Below are 18,603 nucleotides of genomic sequence, written 5' to 3'. Positions count from 1 at the left end.
TCAGACGGATGCGGGAGCCGGATGCACCAGATCGATGGGGTGGACATCAAATGGAAAGATGTCGGCCCCATGGTCGCGGATCGGCAGGAAGGCCTTGGTGAAAACCCGCTTCCCGTTCTCGACATCCGCGTAATAGCCGTATTGTCCCTCTTTCCATGGCGCAACGCAGGCGGCGGCATGGGCGTGACGGGCAGCGGCGTTGAATTTGCCGACGCCGATCGCCACCGGGCTGGAGTTGAGCAGAACCACGCCGGGTTCGTCCCTCACGCCGTCCGGAATGCCGGAGTTGGCCGGATCGAGCCGGTGCGTCTCGACCGGCACCCCATGCGGGCGCAGGATGTCGAGCACCCAGTCACGGTAGATGGCATCGTCATAGACGAGGTGAATGCGGTTGATCGGGCGGCTTTGGAACAGCAAGGCCACGGATTTTTCTGAGGCGCGCCGGCAAAAATCCAGCACAAAGGACCGCGACCATGCCACATGCTCCGGGGCTGACAGCGGTTGGGCCGGCGGGTCGTCCGGCTTCCGGCGGCGGGCGATCAGATAGTATTCCTGGCGGCCGTTATGTTCCGATTCGGTCGGCAACTGGTCGACCAGCGTCTCCAGCACATGGAAGCCTGCGGTTTCGACCATGCGGGCCAAACTGTGCCGTGAATAATAGACCAGTGGGGCGCCCCGGACGAAAAACTCCATGTCGACCCAGGGAACGACACGGCCATGCCCCCAGATTTTCGTCTCCAGCAGCACATGCGAGATACAGATGACCAGCCGCCCCTCTTCAGACAGCAGATCATGGCAGCGGCGCAGCGTTTCCAAAGGATCGCTGAGCATGTAAAGCGAATAGAAGAAGGTAATCAGATCGCAGGTACCGACCGGGTCCCGGTATGTCTCGATGATGGCGTGATGCGCCTCCACTTCCGGATATTCCGCGCGGCACCAAGCGATCGCCTCGGCCGACGGTTCGACCAGGACGCTGCTTGCAGACGGATGCTGCTGCTTTACCCAGGCGGACCAGGCCCCGCTGGCTCCCACGTCGATTGCGCGATTGATGCTTGACCATGGAAGCCGGGATTGCAGAACTTCCCAGCGCAGCGGGTTGAGCCGGCGCTGCATGGCGTCATGATCGGCAATGCGGTTGGTTTGGTTGTAGTAATGCTTTTCCGTGTAGTCCTTTGATTCCACTAGGTTAACCTGTGGAAATTCATGGATCAGTCCGCAATTCAGACAGACGGAAACCGACACGGCGGGAAGCACCGTTGCGTAACCATGGTCGCTGAACTTGACCGTAGGGACGAGAGGCTCGCGATCGTGATGCCCACACAACGGGCAGGCCGGCTCGTGAAGGAGGTAGGTTACCATCAGCATCTCGTGCAAAAAGGGCTTCGAAACAAAGGCTTGGCTTGAAAGGATACCGCCGGATCAAGAGGCCTTGTAGGGAAAGCCGAGCGATGCAAAGCGCTCCTTTAGAAGCTCTGCTCCAAACGGCCGCTGGTCGAGCGTGGCGAAGCAGAAAGGTGCACCGGTTTCCAATGCCGTGCAGTAGGCATCGTGGCTGCCGCTCACATCCCCAAGGGCGTCCAACGCCAAGCCCAGGTTGAGGCGCGCCCAAACATCATCAGGTGCAAGCTTCAACGCCGCTTTGTGGATTTGCACGGCATCGGCAAACCGACCTTGGGCGTGCAGCGCCAACCCGTAGCACGACAGCACGAAGGCATCATCCGGAGCCTGGAATCGGGCTGCGTCCAGCTTTGCCAAGGCGCGGTCGTTCCCTCCGGTCGCCAAGGCAATCAGCCCCAGGTAGGCGATCGGCCTTGCTTCGTTCGGATTGAGCGCGCTGCACGCCTCGAAGGCGGTCGTCGCCTCCTCATATCGTCCGAGTGAGAAGAGCGCGATTCCGGCCAGCATGCGGTTGCCGTTTTCGGCTGCCTGCTCCACCGGCAGTTCGATAAACTCCTGCATCACATCCGCATAGCGGCCCAGCCGCAACAGGCAGCGGATGATCAGACCGCGCAGTGCAGTCATTCGGGGATCAAGGCGCAGGACGGTACGGGCGGCGGCCAGGGCGAACACGGTTTTGTCCGGCTGCGGCGGCGACCAATCCTGGAAGCGGTGACGTGCCATCAACTCCAGCGAGTCGACCAGTTCGCCCGCCAGTTCGTCCGTCTCGACGCCGGCGACTGCCGTCACCCGGTCCAGGTTGGCACAGGCCGGCAGCCACGCATTCTGACGGGCCTGGAGCAGACCGCTGCATGCCAGCAGAAGCGGGTCATCCGGCGTCACCGTCCGGGCCTGCTCAAGCCATGGTTCGGCCTGATCGAACGCGCCGTCGCGGGCATGGCACAAGGCCAGGGCGACGCAGCCCCGGCTCCATAGCAATGGGTCGCGGTTCAGCACCGCGCCCTTGCGCTGTTGTGCCGCGGTGCCGTGTCCTTGCGCTTCTTCGATGCGGGCCAGCAGCGGGGCGACCTTGGCCAGATCGGGCTGAATCTCCAAGGCGCGCTCAAGGGCAGCGGCCGCCACGTCGAGACTGCCGGTGCGCCACAACGCGAACCCCATCTCGAAATGGTAATTGGCGAAGGTGGTCTGCCGGATCCGCTCGCGCCATTGGACGATCAGGTCTTCGGTCGGCGGCGTATCTGCCATATGGGTCGTCATGGCCATGGATGTTCCTGAATTTTCTGGCCCAGCTTAGCGCATTCGCAAGCGTCGGGGCGACCGTCAAGTCATGGTGGCGCCCGCCATCCGGCGCCAGCGGCCCGAGGGCAAGCTGCCGTAGAAGGCCATCAGCCGGCCGATGGCGCGCTCCATCGACTGATCGCGGTTGAAGCGGCGGATGTTCTCCACCGCCGCAGCCCGGTCGAATCGTCGGAGGCGGTTAGCCAGGCTGTCGAGTTCGGAAATGCCGACCGCCAGCCCGATGCCGTGGCGCTCGACGAGATCGGCCATGAATGCGAACTCCGCGTTGACGATGACCGGCAGGCCGGCTTCCAGATAGGCAAAGAATTTGGTCGAAATCTGGAACCGGAGCTTGCTCGGGCGGACCAGCAGCCGTGCCGGATCATAGGCGGCCATTTGCAGGCCGAAATCGGCGGTGGAGAGGCGGCGGCTGAGCTGCGCCGGCGCAACCCCCGCCTCCAGCCGGAAATGGCCGTATTGCCGCAACTCCGTGTAAATCGACCAAGGCGGTGTTTCAAAGGCCGTGGCGCGGCCGGGATCGATGACGATCTCGCAGCCGATCCCGGCATCAAGCAGCTTTCTCAGCACCCTGGGCAGCCCGGCGGAGGGAAACAGCTCCTCCGGGAAGCCGGGGGTGGGAAGCCAGACATTGCCGGCCCAGACCACACGCAGGCGGCCATCCGCTGCCGATTCCTTGCCGCTGCCAAAATCCGTAAAGGACAAGCTGGGGTAGCATGGGAGGTCGAGGCCGGCGAAGCGGGTGCCGTGCCGCTCCTCCAGTTCCGTCTGCACGCCGGCGGCAAAAGGATAGACGACGCCGTCGCAATGCCGGCAGGCATAACCCTCCATGGCATAGGCGAAGTCCACCTTGTCCGGTGACCAAACCCGGTGCATGACGCCGCGCTCGGCGTAGACGGTGAAGATATCCTCCAACTCGACGACACAGGCGGCGCCGCGCTTGGCATCGTTGACGGTGCGCACCATTGCCTGGGTCCAGGGTTCGCCGTGAACATGGAAGACCGCCGGCCGCAACTGCCGCAGTAAGCCCAACAGAATCAGCGCGTTGCGCCGAACCTCATGGATGCCGTCGAAGGCATGGCGGAATTCCTGCCGTTCAAGGATTTCCGTGATGACATGGTCATGGCGCAAGGCGATCAGATAGCAGGCCACCCCGCGGGCGCGCAGCGCTTGTGCCTCCCGCAGGAATTTGTAGTTGGGCCAGGGGGCCACGAAGACCACGGTTGGGCGTTCTTGCGCCTGACGGTTGACCGTGTTGATGAAGGCCCGCCCACGTCGTCCGCAATAACCGTAAACCAGCCGGTACAGCCGCCGCCATATCGGCCGTTCGACTGTGCGGGCTTCGGCTCCGCTATGAGGGTCCTGATAGAGCGCCTCCAAACGGCCGCGCAGAGCAGCGATCTCCGGCGAGACCATCGACAGCGATCCATTCGGATCGTCGAGCAGATGCAGCGCGTAGCGCCGTTCGATTTCCGCATCGGTGGGAAAGTCAGGGGCGAGCGGGTCGGCATAGGGATGGGTCATGCGGGGGTGCCCGTGTCCGCAAGACGGGCGATGCGCGTGCCGAAGATCGGACCGCCGTCACCAGGCTGAAGAAGCTGCCGGTCGGTGCCTTCCGGCCAACGCCGCCTTCCCAGCACGAAATAGGTCCCCATGACATGACGCAACTGCAACCGCCCGCCGCCGTTCCATCCGTTCAGGAACGGGAACACCCCGCGCAAACCCGACCTGTCGGCCACATAGTCCGGGAAGCTGTAGAAGTCGTGCCAGATGAACAGCGCATCCTCCGTCGCGACCTTCAGCGCCAGTTCGGTATCGGCTTTTACGGCTTCGAAGCTGTGGTTGCCGTCGATCAGGATCAGATCCATGGCGCCGTAACGGTCACGCAACGCAGCCGGATCGAGCGTGGTGGAATCGGCGAGCACGAGGTCAATGCGCGGCTCGTAGGCTGTGCCGCGATAGAGCCGGCTGACGTCGTTGTCGCCATTCAGGCACGCCTGCGTATAGTCGTCCCGCTGCTCCGGCGGCAGGTCGATGGTGACGATCCGCGTGGTGTCGGGGGTGTTGGCGGCCAGCAGAAAGGTCCCGCGGCCCTGTGCCGTTCCGATCTCTAGAATCCGCTCTGGCGCTATATGGCGGGCCAAGGCCGCCAGGGTGAGGTGTTCGTAGGGAACCAGGACGGGCAGTTGTTCCGGCCGGAAATCCAGCAGATGGGCATTGAGGACGAGTGGTCCCACCGCGCCGACCGCCGGAAAAAGATCGGCGATGGCGGCAGTCGGGATCCGGTTGAGTGGAGTTTCCATTGAATGCGCTCGGTCGCCGTGAGGTCAGATCAGCATGGGGTGGAGATGTGGATCGGGATCGGCGATCTGATCCAGAATGTGGTTGGCTTCGTCCAGGAAGCAGCCGGCCGGGCATTTCCCCTTCAGATCAATGCGGCTGATCACCTCGCGGCGCTGCTGCGAAGCCCAGATCGTCGCAATGTCGTCGTCGTAGATGTTGCCGATCACAAAGTCGTCGTTGCCGCCGTGGTCGATGCAGAGATAGACCTTACCATCCGGCTCGATCATCGGGACCAGGGGGTGGGCGCGGCAACGGCTGTAGCGTTCCGCTCCGTTGAATTCCTTCACATAGGCCGAGGCAATCTGCTCGACCTTCACATGGACCTCGAAGCCGGGACGTTCGAAGCGGGCCTTGATGGCCAGCAGGCGGTCCAGCATTCGCCGCGCCTGTTCGGCACGCTCCTCCTCGGTTTCGTGCAGGTCGAGCGAGGAGACGCTGATCCCCTGGTTGCTGATGTTCCGCTGCAGGGATTTGTAGGCGATGTAGTCAACGCCGATGTCCGAAAACAGCTCTGCGAAAGCTTCAAAATCGGATTCGGTCAATTTGGAGGAGATCATCTGGCAACCGATGTCAGGGAACCGGGCGCCACGCTTCCGCTTTTCCGTGACCAGGGCACGGATGTTGTCGATCATCTGGTTGAAGTCCGCGCGCCCCCGGCCGTTGGCGTTCTCCGCCGCATGCCAGCGTGTATGGGTCGCCTCCGTTCCGGCATCGACGCTGAAACGGATCGCCGCCGCTCCCCGGAAAAAGGTTTCGTACAGCTTCGGATTAAGACGCTGCCCGTTGCTGAACAGCATATAACGAAGTCCGGCGTCGGCAGCGGCCTCCAGCATGTCGTTCGCTGCCGGATGCAGCAGCGGCTCACCCTGCCCGGCGATGATCAAGCCGCTGGTTCCCCGCTCGGCGAGGATGCGGATGTTGCGGATCCAGACGTCGGGCTGGATGATCAGCTTATCGCGCCCCTTCAGCGACGGCGCCACACGGGTCGTGTAGGCCGAACTGCACCAGACGCAGCTGTGGTTGCAATAGGTGGTGAAGCCGGTGTTGACCGTGATCGGCCAAGCATCCCCTGTTTCCAGCAGCGCGCCGATGCGCTTCGGATGCAGCAATAGCTTCCGGCGATCATATTTGCTGTCGCAGATGGTGTTGGACCGTGCCATCGTTTCCGCTCCGCTCATGACGGCCGGTTGTCCGGCGCGCCGATGTAACCATAGGCCAATGCCTCACCCGCCGTGATGCGGCGGATGATGTCGGTTTCCGCCTGGGTCACGCCGGACAGAACCTCCGCTCCCTCGTTGCGCCCGTGATACTCGCCCCTGCCGTCCAGCATCGTTTCGTCGAAAGGCAGGCCGAGCCAGTTGCACACCCGTCGCAATTCGCCCTCGGTGTCGTTCGCCAGATCCTCCATCCGCACGACGCGGTGGTGCGCCGCCCGTTCCGGTGCCTCGAAGAAGGTCCGCATGGCAGCGTTCAGCTGAACCCAACTCGCTCCCGCGTGATAGGGGTCGCCGTCCAGTTCGCGCCGTGTCTTCAGCGACCCGAAGCAGCCCACCGGATCGCGGATGAGTTGGATGATCCGCAGCTTCGGCAGGATGTCGAGCAGCAGGGCGAAATCCGGCACACCGACATGACTGCCGACCGGAAGGGCGCCGGCGGCCAGCCGTCCGGGCGCGTCGCGGGTAACCATCGCCCGCTTGTCGGTGAAATACTGGACCAGACCGGCGCGCCGCGCGGCTTCGACCGATCGGACGACGATGTCGAACTCTTCACGCAGCCCCTTCATTGACCGCGTCTTGTGGACCTGTGTGGTCTTGTCGAGGCCAAGAATGGCATCCACCGAATGGTTCAGCCAAGGCGTGAAGTATTCATTAAGAACGATGCCGGGATGGCGCGACAATAGTCCACGATTGAACCAGCGGCCGCCCGAGTGGGGGTACCAGCACACCAGAACCACGTCCCAATCGGCGAGAGTCGGGAGTTCTTCTATCATCCTTGCACTCCTTACGGCTTGTCCGTTCCGCTGGGCCGGCTGGGGTTTGGCGGGGGCGTTCATCAGGATCGACGATAGGTGGGAAAGAAGCGGCTATCGTCGCCGTCGGCCAAGTCGCGGTAGACGGTGGGCAGAAAGACGCGCCTGGCCTGACGGTAGGGAATGGTATCGGGGCCGAAGCTTTGCTTGTAGCGGAACAGTTCCTCGGCACCACCGCCAAGATGCAGGGTGCGAAAGCCATGTTCAACCGCCCAGCCGATGACGGCGTCATACGCGAAGTCGTTCGGGCGCAGCCCCCAGCTTTCGGCATCGGCGTGGCATAAAAAGGCGAACAGGACATCACCGTCCACAATGTACATATGCGCGCCGATCACCGACCCATCCGGCCCCAGGACATGGAAGACCACGGAGACAGGCATGAGGGCGCGCAGGAACTCGATGGGGAAGAAATAGAAGGGCTTGGCCGAAAGCCGCGTCAGGTTGGCATGAAGCAGCCGGCACAGCATTGTCGGGTCGTCCACCCGTTCCAGGGTGAGTCCGTTGCGCTGCCCCTGGCGCACCTGTTTGCCGCGTGCCCGGTTGTATCGTTGTCGCAGCGTGTCGATGGGGCCGTCCAGCTGCAGGACAACGTGATCCTGATGCCAGCGCAGTTGGTAGCCGCCCTTCTCGATCCCATCATCAGGCAGAAACGGGTTCAACCGAATGAATTCCGTCACGATCCCTTCGGCGCTGGCCCAATCACCGAAACGCAGGGCGAAGCGGTGCAGCAACTCTGCCCGAAGCACCGGATCCTCGGCGCTACACCAAAATCCCCCGAACTCGAAGGCCGATACGAGATCGCTCCGATGCGGCGATTGAGGGATCGGACGCCGCAGATAGGGATGAAGGACGATGTGCCCCTCCTCCTCCAGCACCGCGGCTTCCGCCCAGGTGCCGTTGCCGTACAACAGGGCGGATGCCTGTGCATAGGCGAAGGATGCCAGGGCTTTCGGTTCACGGACGCGGCGCAGGTTCTGCTCCCAGGAAACGGCGTCGCTAAAAACCGTGAGTGTCATGGAGCCGAACGTTCGGCAACAGCGAGAATGAAGTTGCAAAGATCCGGATACTGGCGGCCGACCTCATAGAAGGCAGCGATCTGCTCCGGCGAGAATTGCTTGGCCATCTGGGCGGAGTTGAGAGGTTTCAGGAACCCCCCCCACATGGAGCGGATATCGAGCCCTGCGGCCACGATGTCGGTGCGCAAGCTGTCCCAGGAATAGACGCGCCGGTGCCCGATCTTGTGATCGCTCTCGGTCAGCGCATCGCAACGGGGCAGCATGTTCATGGCGACACCGATCTGGCGATGCAGGGACCGGGCGTTCGGCACGCCGATCATCAGGCGTCCGCCCGGCTTCAGCAACTCCCGGCACTTCGTCAGGACGCCGACCGGATCGATCACATGCTCCAGGAAGCCGATCATGATCGCGCAATCGAACCGCTCCTCCGTGTCGTACTCCTCAATCAGGCTGACGATCGTGCGGATTTGCGGGAAGCGATGACGGAGGTCCAGCAGATGCTCCTCAACCGCATCGATGGCAACGACGGACGGGAAATGGCGAACCACATGCTCTGTCTGGCAGCCACCGCGCGAGCCGATGTCGAGGCAAGACTCGCCCCGGAACCATGTCGCCAGTTCTCCGGCGTAACGGTCGAGGATCATGCGGTCGAGTTCAATCGGCTGGTGGCGTTCGGCCACATCGGCCAAACGCTGACGCTCGGCGGGCAGGTCGGTCATTTGAAGCACAGCACGTAAAAGAACCACGACATTTTTGCGAATCCCGTGTGAACGACTTCATCGTTCATGCTGAACATTAATGTTCTCTTAAAATACTTATCGCACAGCGCCCGCAACTCGTCCGGTTCATATTCGTGAAAATGCGCCGCCCGGCTCTGTTCCGAACGATAGGCCGAGGACAGCCGGTTTGGCGTGCCGAGGATCATCATGCCCCGCTCGGTCAACCGATCAGCATAGCGTGCGACGATCCGTTCACCATCATCCTTATGGAAATGCTCGATGACGTCGATGGAGACGATGGCGTCGAACATGTCCTCGCCGAGTTCCTCGGGCGGATCGAGGATATCGCCCTGGACGAAGCGGAGATTGGGCGCCTGCATCTCTCCCGACACCCGCTCGATGTCGGCGAACAGATCCATGCCGACCACCTCGCGGGCGTGCGAGGCGAAGAACATGCTGCTTAGGCCGTTGCCGCAGCCCAGATCCAGCACGCGATCCTGAGGCGAAAGCATCTTGGCCGGGAACTTGTAGCGCGCCAGCTTGATTGCAGCCATCAGCGGGTTTCGCCGAAAATCCCGGTCGAGGCTGAATTGGTCGATCGGGAAATACGGCCGACGTTCGTTCATGGGCGTCTCGCTGTCCACATCGGGGTTGCGGAATTCGATAAGAGCGGCTCATGCACCAAAGAATGCATTGATCGCGTCGGCCACCGTGGCGATGTCGTCCTCCGACAGGTGCTGGTGAATGGGAAGGGTCAGGATCCGGTCGGCCTGCCGTTCCGCCTTTGGCAGCGCTCCCCACCGATAGCCCAAACCACTTGCCGCCGGCTGCAAGTGGATCGGCGTCGGGTAATGGATCTGGGTGCCGATCCCCTTGCGCTCCAGATGCGCACGCAACGCATCGCGGCTGTCCGTCTGGATGATGAAGGTGTGGAAGACGTTGTATTCCTGCGGCCGGCAGACCGGGAGTTCGACTTCATGCGCACGAATCATCCGGCGGTAGAGCTGGGCGTTGCGACGCCGCCGTTCATGAATGGTGTCGAGCGTCTTCAACCGCTCGATTAGGATCACGGCCTGCAACACGTCCATCCGCGCGTTGACCCCGAATTCCATGATGGTGTCGCGGTCGACTTGGCCATGACTGCGGAGACGGCGGACTCGCGCCGCCAGTTCAGCGTCGTCCGTGGTCAGGAACCCTGCATCGCCGGCGGCGCTGAGGTTCTTCAGCGGATGGGCGGAAAAGGCGCCGACGCGGCCCCAGGTGCCGGCCATCCGTCCCTGGTAGCGCGCGCCGAAGGCCTGGGCGCCGTCCTCGACGATCTCCAGCCCATGCCGGTGGGCGATATCCTGCAGCACGTCCATTCGGCACATGCGGCCGGTCAGATGAACCGGCAGGATGGCGCGGGTGCGCGGGGTGATGGCGGCCTCGACGGCATCCGGATCGATGTTCAGGTCGTCGTCGACATCGACTAGGATCGGGCGGGCACCGACATGGACGATGGCGCCGACCGATGCGACAAAGGAATTTGGAACGGTGATCACCTCATCGCCCGGCCGGATGCCGATGCCGAGCAGGGCCAGCAGCAAAGCGTCGGTCCCTGAACCGAGAGCCACTGCCTCCCGGCTTCCGGCATAGGCGGCGAGATCAGCCTCCAGTTCGAAGATCTTCGGTCCGCCGATGAACTGGCCGGACGAGAAGACCTCGTCGACGCAAGCCATGATCATGTCGCGTTCTTCGGCATATTGCCGGGGAAAATCGACGAAGCGGATGCGACGGTTCATGGAGCGGCCTCCGCGTACGTTGACACTGGTGCCAAGGACGGCCCGACTAGGGCGGACAAATCGTCGAAGACCCGTCGGTTGCATTCGATCATGTGGGCGAGGAGACGCTGTGCGCCGTGCCGATGCCGCGCACGGTCGGCGTTGCGCAGCATCTCCGGCAGCTGGGAAATGTCGGCGGGATCCACGACGATGCCGGCTTCGAATTCGCTCACCAGCGCCTGGGCGAATTCATAGCGGTTGTCGATGATCACCGGCAGTCCGGCCGAGAGATAGCCGACGAACTTGTTGCCAAGACCGACGCGCGTGACATTTTCGATGCGGTCCTCGGCATAATGGGACGCGGCAAGCCCGTAATCCCACTCCCCAGCCCGGACCGCGATTTCGGAAAAAGGCGTCAGCCGATGATAGCGCACGCCGAGAGCAACCAGCCGGTCGCGAAGATAAGTGAAACGGCCATCGGTCAGCGTGTCGAAATGCCCGCTGTTGAACACATCCAGCGACACCCCTGCCGCACTGCCGAGCGTCCGCAGGTAACGCAGGAAGTTACCGCCCTGAGTCGGCCTGGGGTCTTCCTCCCGCTCCTCCGCTCCGATGCTGCCGGCGAACAGCACCCGGACCTCGTCCCGGAGCGGGCGCGGTGTCGCTGTCGCTACCGGATAGGGGGTGGCGGGCAGCGTCGGGAAATAGGTCCGGCATGGCCGGTCGAATTCAGCCGCCAGGGATTCCCAGCGCGCACCGCCGCTCTTGCAGATGACGAAGTCGGCTTGCTGGCCGGCGCAGTAGTTGGCGAAGCGTGCGGCCCGTGCGGCTTCGGATGAATAAGCAAGGGGGCCATGGATCAGGAAATCGTCGGAAAACAGCGCCGACCAGTCGTTCAGATCGTTGATCTGGAGAGTGTCGGGAAACTCCCGCTTCAGAATGAGCGTCAGGGCTTCGGTGTGCGAGTGGGTGGAGGCCTTGAGGTAGATGACCCGTGGCTGCAACCGACGCAGCGCCGTCAGAAGAGCGTCGAGCGACCGGCGGCAATCGATGACGGGAAACACGTCGTCCTTGAAGGTCGCGGTGTGCCCCTCGTTGCCATAGAACAGGTTGATCGTCCGTGTCGGATCGAACAGTCGGGCCAGGACGGAATGCGGCACCACTGACCACTGCCGGGCCAGCGTCGACACGATGCAAGCGTCCATCCGCCCTAGGCGGTCGATGTCGTGACGGGCCATCAATCCGGCGACGGCGAATCGCCGGTAGCCGGGATCAGACTGGATCCGCAGGATCTTGTCGGCAGGAATCCCGGATGTCCGGAGACGCCCGACCATCTCCGCCTCGTCGAGCAGATGGACCGGCAGGACATAATCGAAGCTCCGTGACGACAGGTCGTCGGGCACGATCACTTCGGCCCCCGCGAAATGGACGATCGCCGGAGCGTTGCGGTCAAGGAATCCAGCCACGGTCACGCCCGGCTTGGCCGCCAGATGGGGCAGGATCGCCCGGGTCAGCTGCCCGGTGCCATACAGGTAATAGCGCCCTGGAGGGAGCGCCATCGCCTGGACATAGGCGACTGTCATGTCAAAGTCGCAAGGTGGTGTTTCGCAAGCGAAGGCGTCGGCAACGATGCGGTCGGACAGCTCGTCCATCGAGATCGAAGCATCGTGCCCGCCGAATTCCAGGAGCGATGCCGGGAAGGGCGGAAACGGGATGGACCGGGTTGCGGATCGCGGCTGATTCATGTCGGACCTCAATATGCAGCCTTCCGCTTTGAACGCCCGGTGGCGGGAAGATCAAGAGTCATGGGAAAGGATCCGGTATGAACGACCGCATGATTCATCGAGAGCATGAAGGTCATATGAAAATCGCGCATCATGGCCATCCACAGCTCCCCTCCCGTCCTGCAGTCGGCGTACCCGGCTTGGAGCCATGAATCAAGCGACGGCATAGCGAAGATTGAGTGCGCCATATCCGGCCGGCGGCGCCGTCATTGGCCGAGCATCCGAAGCCTGCGCCTTCGGATCGATGCACTCCAAGAACACCCAGGGTGAAGGAGCTTCTCTGAAAGGGCCGGCACTCAGACAAATTCGGCGTGTCGCTCATCGAGTGACAGATAGTCGTGCAGAATCAGATTTTTGCGATGGGCGACGCAATGGTGCCGGCATTGGATGGACGGATCGATGGCGCGCAGCCGCTGCCGGTTTTCCTCGGAGAACCAGAAGTCCTTGAAGCGGCGGCCGTTCAGAAGGCCCAGCCGTCCGCCGGTGGTGTACGCCTTGTCCTGGCAGGTGTAGACACCGCCGTCTGCGCCGATGACCGTCAGGAACTGCAGGAACGGACAGCTCCCATAGCTCTTCTCGAAGCGGTCCTCGAGTTCGTGGTAATGGTCGACGATGCGGAATCCGTCGGTCTCCAGCCGTCTGGCCTGATCGATCTGCCCGGAAACCATGGCGCGAATCCGCCGGTGATAAGCATTGTTCTCGTCCCGGTCGTTGGAGACGACCGCACCGCTGATCTTGACGTGGTTGACGCCGACATCGCGGAGGCGGGCGCAGACCGCCGCCAGATGGGGCGCATTGCGCTTGCTGATGATGAAGCTGACCCCCAGCACACAGGACGATCCGCGTGCGGCAAAGGCCTCCAGATTGGTCATCAGCCGGGTGAAGGCGTCACCGTGTGCCCCCCGAGCCTCGGCGTAGCTGGCGTCGTCCCAGGCGTCGAGCGACACCCGCGCCCAGGACCCGTATGCGGCCAGGGCATCGGCCATCGCACCCTTCAGATTCGATCCGTTGGTCAGTGTCGCAACCTTGACGCCGCCGGCGGACAGGCGCCGCATGACTTCGGGCAGTCCTTTGTAGAGCAGCGGCTCCCCGCCACCCGAGAAGGTCACCGCCCGCACCTTCATTGCGACGATGTCCTCGACGATACCATACATCACATCGAGGGGAATCGAGGCGCCGACATCCATCTCCTCGCCCAGCGCCAGATTGTCCACCCGGTAGGCGCAGTACCAGCAGTTGTGATTGCAGCGGTTTGTCGGCTTGATGCGGATGTGCACGGGCGCCGCCAGCCGGTCGCCGGCAAGCGCATCGAGCTGTTCGCGGAATCGCAGGAATTTCAGGTTGCTGTAGAGGTGTGCCATCGCCGACGCAGGGGTCAGAAGTCCCCAGCCTCCTTCTTTGAACAGCAAACGGCCAGAAGATAATGCGCCATCGGATAGAAGCCGGTGTGCACGACCTCGTCGTTCATCGAGAAGACGAAGACGTTGTGGAAATGCTGCTCCATCACGGTCTTCAGCGTATCGCCGGACTTGCAGTTGATGTGGCCGGCCTTGCTGGCGGAGGAGGCGTACGCCTGGGATTCCAGTGATGGGATTCCGACGATCAACACGCCATGCGGCTGCAGCGAGGCCGTGATGTTGGCGATGAACTGGTCCTCTTCGCTTTCCGGGATGTGCTCCAGGACATCGAGGCTATAGGCGGCATCGAAGTTCCCCTCCACCGGACCGGCCAGGATGTCGTGCACCCGCGCCTCGTATTCCCAAGGAGGGATCATGCGGGCCTGCGCATCGGCGATGAACAGGGGATCGTAGTCGACCACCAGCAGGTTCCGCACCTCCTGCCGGACGAGGCGCGACCCGAAGGCATCGCCGCAGCCGATCTCCACCGCCCGTTCTTTCCCCCGCAGCATCTTCGAAACGAACTTGTAGCGGGCCAGGGTGAAAACGAGACGCCGCGGATCCTCGTGCCAAACCTGATTGTTCATGATGCCCAGCCGGGCAAACCCGATTCGGTCGCGCAGGTCGATCAGGGGCTGGTTGACCGGATCGCGCGTGCAATCCTCGGGGGAATAGGCCATGATTTGGGAGCATCGGCAGTTTGGCAATGGCGGGCATCATAGGACCCGTCTCCCTCCGAAACCAATAGATTTCATCGGCGTCCGGATTTCGCGTCTGGCGCGCGTCTCCTGTGAGACCGCCTTTCCTTTCCAAGGCCGGGGCGGATGAATTAACAGATTGTTAGCGAGCAGGCGGAGAAAGTTAAAACGCCTGAATTCTGGCTTGCGCCGATGGCCGGACACCGCCACCTTGCCGGACTTCGACAGCCGGATGGCCTTATCGATCGCACGCGGAGACCTTTGCAAGCATGACCGCCGACACCCTGCCGTTCAGCGGAGCCGACCGGCGCACCTCGCGTGACAAGATTCGCTCCCTGGCCGATCTGGCCCGCATCGCCGAGCAGGCCAGGGCTGCCGGCCGCCGGGTCGTCCTCGCCCACGGCGTCTTCGATCTGGTGCATCTGGGACATGTGCGCCACCTGGAAGAGGCGCGGCGGCACGGCGACATGCTGATCGTGACCACCACGGCCGACCGCCACGTTAACAAGGGACCGGGGCGCCCAGTCTTCACCGACAGTTTGCGCGCCCAGATGCTGGCGGCGCTGGAGCAGGTGGACTGGGTCGGCGTCAACGAAGAGCCCACCGCAGAACCCGTGCTGAATCTGCTTCGCCCCGACATCTATGTGAAGGGGTCGGATTACGCAAATGCCGAAGAGGACGTCACCGGCGGAATCGTCCAGGAGCGCATGACGGTCGAGGCCTATGGCGGCAGGATCATCTTCACCGACGACATCACATTCAGTTCGTCCAGCCTCATCAATCGCTATCTCGGTGTCTACAATCCCGAGCTGAACAGCTATCTGGCGGAGATGCGTCACCAGGACAAGCTGCCACAGATCCTGGAGTTGATCGAGCGGATCAAGGACTATCGGGTGCTGCTGGTTGGCGACACCATCATCGACGACTACCAGTATGTCGAAGGGATGGCAAAGTCGCCCAAGGAGAATATCCTCGTCACCCGGTTTCGCGATCGCGAGCTTTTCGCCGGCGGGATCATCGCCGCGGCCAATCATGTCGCCGGCATGTGCCGTTCGGTCGACGTGGTGACCTGCATCGGCGACCAGGACAGCCATGAGGAACTGATCCGCCGCAGCGTCAAACCGAACGTCGGATTGAATCTGCTGGCGCGCCGGGGCAAACCTACGACGCGCAAGACCCGTTTCGTCGAGAACGGGTACATGCGCAAGATGTTCGAAGTCTACAACATGGACGACACAACGGTGGCTGGGGCGGAGGAGGACTGGATCGCCCGCCACATCGAGGCGGCCGGCGACTACGACCTCGTCATCGTCACCGACTTCGGCCACGGCATGATCACGCCCCGCCTCATCGATCTGTTGAGCCGGCACGCCCGTTTTCTTGCGGTCAACGCCCAGACCAACAGCGGCAATCTCGGCTATAACCTGATCGTCCGCTATCCACGTGCCGACTATGTCTGCATCGATGCGCCGGAGGCCCGGCTGGCGGTCATGGACCGTTTCAGCGACATCATGGACATTGCCAGCGAGGTTCTGCCATCGCGCGTCGACTGTTCGCGCCTGATCATTACCCACGGCAAGCACGGCTGCGTCACCTTCGACAAGGCGGAAGGCCTGCACCGTATTCCTGCCTTCACCAGCACGGTGGTCGATACGATGGGGGCGGGAGACGCCTTCCTGAGCGTAACGGCACCGCTGGTGGCGGCGGGCGGTCCAATGTCGCTCATCGGCTTCATCGGCAATGCCGCCGGAGCGATGAAGGTCAACATCATCGGCCACCGCAGTGCCGTCGAGAAGCCGGCGCTGCTCAAGTTCATCACCGCCTTGCTGAAATGAGGGTTCGACTGTGCAGGAGCGCATAAACGCCTATTTCGAGGTTCTCGGCGCCCTACCGGCGGCCACCGAAGCGACTGAAATTTCCGGGACCCCCATCCCTCTGGCGGCTGCGTTCGGCTGGGCAATCGACATGGCCCGCTCCACACATGCCGCGGGCGGCAAGCTGATGATCGTCGGGAACGGTGGCAGCGCCGGTATCGCCAGCCACCTCGCCATCGACTTTTCGAAGAATGGCGGCATGCGCGCCATGGCCTTCAACGATGCCGCGGCGCTGACCTGCCTCGGCAACGACCTCGGTTACGAAAACGTGTTCGCCATGCAGGTCGGCCTTCATGCCCGACCCGGCGACCTGCTGGTGGCGATCAGCAGTTCGGGTCGTTCGCCCAACATCCTGAAGGCGGTGGAAGCAGCGCGGGCGCAAGACTGCGCGGTCCTCACGCTCAGCGGTTTCGGCTCCGACAACCCATTGCGCCGCAGCGGCGACATCAACCTGTATGTGCCGTCTTCGGCCTACGGCTTCGTCGAGATCACGCATCTGAGCCTTTGCCATGCGCTGCTCGACCTCGCCATGGGATGGAAGGCGGCCGATGGGCGGGGCATGCCGGGGAGGATGGGGTGAACCGGGGGAAGGCCTTGGGACGACTGATCGGCCTTGACTTCGACAACACCATCATTCTCTACGACCGCGTCTTCGCCCGGATCGGCCAGTCCATGGGGCTGCTTCCCCCGAATTTTTCAGGCGGAAAACCGCACGTGCGCGAACATGTCCGCGCGATGGAGGACGGCGAGGCCAAATGGAGCCTTCTCCAGGCCCGGGTTTACGGTCCTGGCATCGATGGAGCCGAACTGGCGCCCGGTACCTTCGCCTTCCTGGAGTGCTGCCGGGCAGCCGGATTTGGGATTGTCGTGGTCAGCCACAAGACGGAAACCGCCTTCGCCGATCCGCAGGGCACCAACCTGCGCGATGCCGCGCGTGCCTGGATGCTGCGCCACGGCCTGACCGGAGGGGGCCCCGGCGGCATCGGGACAGATGATGTTTATTTCGAGTCCACCCGCGCCGACAAGATCGCGCGGATAGCGTCGCTCGGATGCTTCGCATTCGTCGACGATCTGGAGGAGGTGTTTCGAGAGCCAGGGTTTCCGGAGCCGGTCAGCCGTCATCTTCTGCTTCACGGCGCCGACCGGCTGCCGTCGGGTCCCTTTCACGCCCACCGTTCGTGGTCCGATGTCGCTGCCGCCTTGCTTCCCGCACCATCCCGGCGCTGATCCCTCTGGTCTGGCGCAGATCGCCGCCCGTCTGGCCAGTGGCCCGGTCCTTGCCCTTCGCCAGGCCGGCAACGGCGGCAACAGTCGGCTTTACCGGGTGGAGACGGAGACGGGGCCCTGCGCCCTGAAACTCTATCCGCCCCGCGGCATCGGCGGCCCGGATCGGCTCGGACATGAACGGGCGGCCCTGTCCTTCCTGCACACGCATGGAGCGGCGGTGCCGCGGCTGCTGGGGTCCGATCCGGACGCCGATGCCGCCCTGCTCGAATGGATCGACGGCGTCCGACCGACGGCCAATGTCCTGGGCCCCCCTCTCACCGCCATGATCGCATTCCTGGAGCGGCTGCACGGGCTGCGCCATGCTTCCGGAGCCGCGGAACTGCCCCAGGCGGTGGAGGCATGTCCGTCCGCTGCCGAACTGCTTCGCCAGATCGAAGTCCGGCGTCCGCGCTTGGCCCAGGTGGCGGAGGCCCCGGGCAACGGCGGGCTCGCCCGCCTGCTGGGCGAAGCCCTCACCCCGGCTTTCGCACGGCTGCGGACCCGGTTGGACACGCTGTACGACCGGGCCGGGCTCGCCCCCGACCGAACGGTGCCGCTCCATGGGCTTACGCTGTCGCCGTCAGACTTCGGCCTGCACAACGCGCTGTGCAGGCCGGACGGCACCATCGTCTTCCTCGACTTCGAGTATTTCGGCTGGGACGACCCCGTCAAGCTGGTGGCCGACACCCTGTGGCACCCTGGCATGCAGTTGTCCGGCGACGGGCGCGGCCGGTTCCTGACGGCGGCGGAAGCCATTTACGGCACCGATCCTGCCTTCCCCGTCCGGCTGGCGGCTCAAGTGGGGTTTTTCGGCTTGCGCTGGTGTCTGATCGTGCTTAGTGACTTCCTGCCCGAACGCTGGGCACACCGTGTCCATGCCGGTGCCGGCGGATCCTGGGAGGATGCCAAGCGCATCCAGATGGCAAAGGCGGAGGCGCTTTTGGACCGGGTCGTCCATATCCTGGACGTCGATCCGATGGACTGGCCGGCAGCCTTCAACAGCGCCGGCAATGATTGAGAATT

18 protein-coding genes are annotated in these 18,603 nt (G+C 63.2%); 4 read left to right on the top strand and 14 right to left on the bottom strand.

From position 1 onward, the window contains the following. From JHL17_RS25640 to JHL17_RS25580, 14 genes are all read right to left on the bottom strand, one after another. Positions 1-1,359, bottom strand: coding sequence for a class I SAM-dependent methyltransferase (locus JHL17_RS25640; RefSeq protein ID WP_200197515.1), 1,359 nt, complete (start codon positions 1,357-1,359; stop codon positions 1-3). Between the two features lie 60 nt (positions 1,360-1,419). Further along, entirely contained in the window at positions 1,420-2,661 is a 1,242-nt protein-coding gene (locus JHL17_RS25635; RefSeq protein ID WP_200197514.1) for a tetratricopeptide repeat protein, read from the bottom strand. A 57-nt stretch (positions 2,662-2,718) separates the two neighbouring features. Next, positions 2,719-4,218 carry a glycosyltransferase gene (locus JHL17_RS25630; RefSeq protein ID WP_200197513.1) on the bottom strand — a complete coding sequence of 500 codons (1,500 nt, stop codon included), beginning with the start codon at positions 4,216-4,218 and terminating at the stop codon, positions 2,719-2,721. Beyond that, positions 4,215-4,997, bottom strand: a complete 783-nt coding sequence (locus tag JHL17_RS25625; protein ID WP_200197512.1) for a class I SAM-dependent methyltransferase — start codon at positions 4,995-4,997, stop codon at positions 4,215-4,217. Before JHL17_RS25625 ends, JHL17_RS25630 begins: the two co-directional genes overlap by 4 nt. Positions 4,998-5,021: 24 nt before the next feature. Then, positions 5,022-6,197 carry a radical SAM protein gene (locus JHL17_RS25620; RefSeq protein ID WP_200197511.1) on the bottom strand — a complete coding sequence of 392 codons (1,176 nt, stop codon included), beginning with the start codon at positions 6,195-6,197 and terminating at the stop codon, positions 5,022-5,024. A gap of 14 nt (positions 6,198-6,211) precedes the next feature. Continuing rightward, entirely contained in the window at positions 6,212-7,027 is an 816-nt protein-coding gene (locus JHL17_RS25615) for a sulfotransferase family protein (protein ID WP_200197510.1), read from the bottom strand. Between the two features lie 62 nt (positions 7,028-7,089). Beyond that, a complete protein-coding gene (locus JHL17_RS25610) occupies positions 7,090-8,082 on the bottom strand; it encodes a GNAT family N-acetyltransferase (RefSeq protein WP_200197509.1) in 993 nt (330 codons plus the stop codon). After that, entirely contained in the window at positions 8,079-8,801 is a 723-nt protein-coding gene (locus JHL17_RS25605; protein WP_200197508.1) for a class I SAM-dependent methyltransferase, read from the bottom strand. The genes JHL17_RS25610 and JHL17_RS25605 overlap by 4 nt, the downstream gene beginning before the upstream one ends. After that, positions 8,798-9,427: a class I SAM-dependent methyltransferase gene (locus tag JHL17_RS25600; RefSeq protein WP_200197507.1), complete on the bottom strand. Its 630-nt coding sequence runs from the start codon at positions 9,425-9,427 to the stop codon at positions 8,798-8,800. The genes JHL17_RS25605 and JHL17_RS25600 overlap by 4 nt, the downstream gene beginning before the upstream one ends. Positions 9,428-9,475: 48 nt before the next feature. After that, positions 9,476-10,582, bottom strand: coding sequence for a DegT/DnrJ/EryC1/StrS family aminotransferase (locus JHL17_RS25595; RefSeq protein WP_200197506.1), 1,107 nt, complete (start codon positions 10,580-10,582; stop codon positions 9,476-9,478). Further along, positions 10,579-12,306, bottom strand: coding sequence for a glycosyltransferase family protein (locus JHL17_RS25590; protein ID WP_200197505.1), 1,728 nt, complete (start codon positions 12,304-12,306; stop codon positions 10,579-10,581). Before JHL17_RS25590 ends, JHL17_RS25595 begins: the two co-directional genes overlap by 4 nt. 8 nt (positions 12,307-12,314) lie before the next feature. Next, complete coding sequence (locus JHL17_RS37740; protein WP_282189363.1) at positions 12,315-12,446, bottom strand: hypothetical protein; 132 nt, start codon at positions 12,444-12,446, stop codon at positions 12,315-12,317. 195 nt (positions 12,447-12,641) lie between these two features. Continuing rightward, positions 12,642-13,754 (bottom strand): radical SAM/SPASM domain-containing protein, encoded by a 1,113-nt coding sequence (locus JHL17_RS25585; protein WP_247893817.1) that lies wholly within the window; start codon positions 13,752-13,754, stop codon positions 12,642-12,644. Further along, the gene (locus JHL17_RS25580; protein WP_200197504.1) at positions 13,721-14,422 is read right to left on the bottom strand and encodes a class I SAM-dependent methyltransferase; all 702 of its coding nucleotides are present in this window, start codon (positions 14,420-14,422) and stop codon (positions 13,721-13,723) included. Before JHL17_RS25580 ends, JHL17_RS25585 begins: the two co-directional genes overlap by 34 nt. Before the next feature lie 287 nt (positions 14,423-14,709). Here JHL17_RS25580 and JHL17_RS25575 point away from each other — a divergent pair, with 287 nt between their 5' ends. The 4 genes from JHL17_RS25575 to JHL17_RS25560 all read left to right on the top strand — a co-directional run bounded on the left by JHL17_RS25575 (position 14,710) and on the right by JHL17_RS25560 (position 18,598). Further along, positions 14,710-16,275 (top strand): PfkB family carbohydrate kinase, encoded by a 1,566-nt coding sequence (locus JHL17_RS25575; RefSeq protein ID WP_200197503.1) that lies wholly within the window; start codon positions 14,710-14,712, stop codon positions 16,273-16,275. A 130-nt stretch (positions 16,276-16,405) separates the two neighbouring features. Further along, positions 16,406-16,894 (top strand): SIS domain-containing protein, encoded by a 489-nt coding sequence (locus JHL17_RS25570; protein ID WP_200197502.1) that lies wholly within the window; start codon positions 16,406-16,408, stop codon positions 16,892-16,894. A 14-nt stretch (positions 16,895-16,908) separates the two neighbouring features. After that, positions 16,909-17,541 carry a hypothetical protein gene (locus JHL17_RS25565; protein WP_200197501.1) on the top strand — a complete coding sequence of 211 codons (633 nt, stop codon included), beginning with the start codon at positions 16,909-16,911 and terminating at the stop codon, positions 17,539-17,541. After that, positions 17,501-18,598: an aminoglycoside phosphotransferase family protein gene (locus JHL17_RS25560; RefSeq protein ID WP_200197500.1), complete on the top strand. Its 1,098-nt coding sequence runs from the start codon at positions 17,501-17,503 to the stop codon at positions 18,596-18,598. Before JHL17_RS25565 ends, JHL17_RS25560 begins: the two co-directional genes overlap by 41 nt. Positions 18,599-18,603: the final 5 nt, after the last annotated feature.

The sequence above is a fragment of the Azospirillum endophyticum genome (genome assembly GCF_016595245.1).
GTDB classification, from domain to species: Bacteria; Pseudomonadota; Alphaproteobacteria; order Azospirillales; family Azospirillaceae; genus Azospirillum; species Azospirillum endophyticum.
This window is presented reverse-complemented; position numbering and strand designations above follow the sequence as displayed.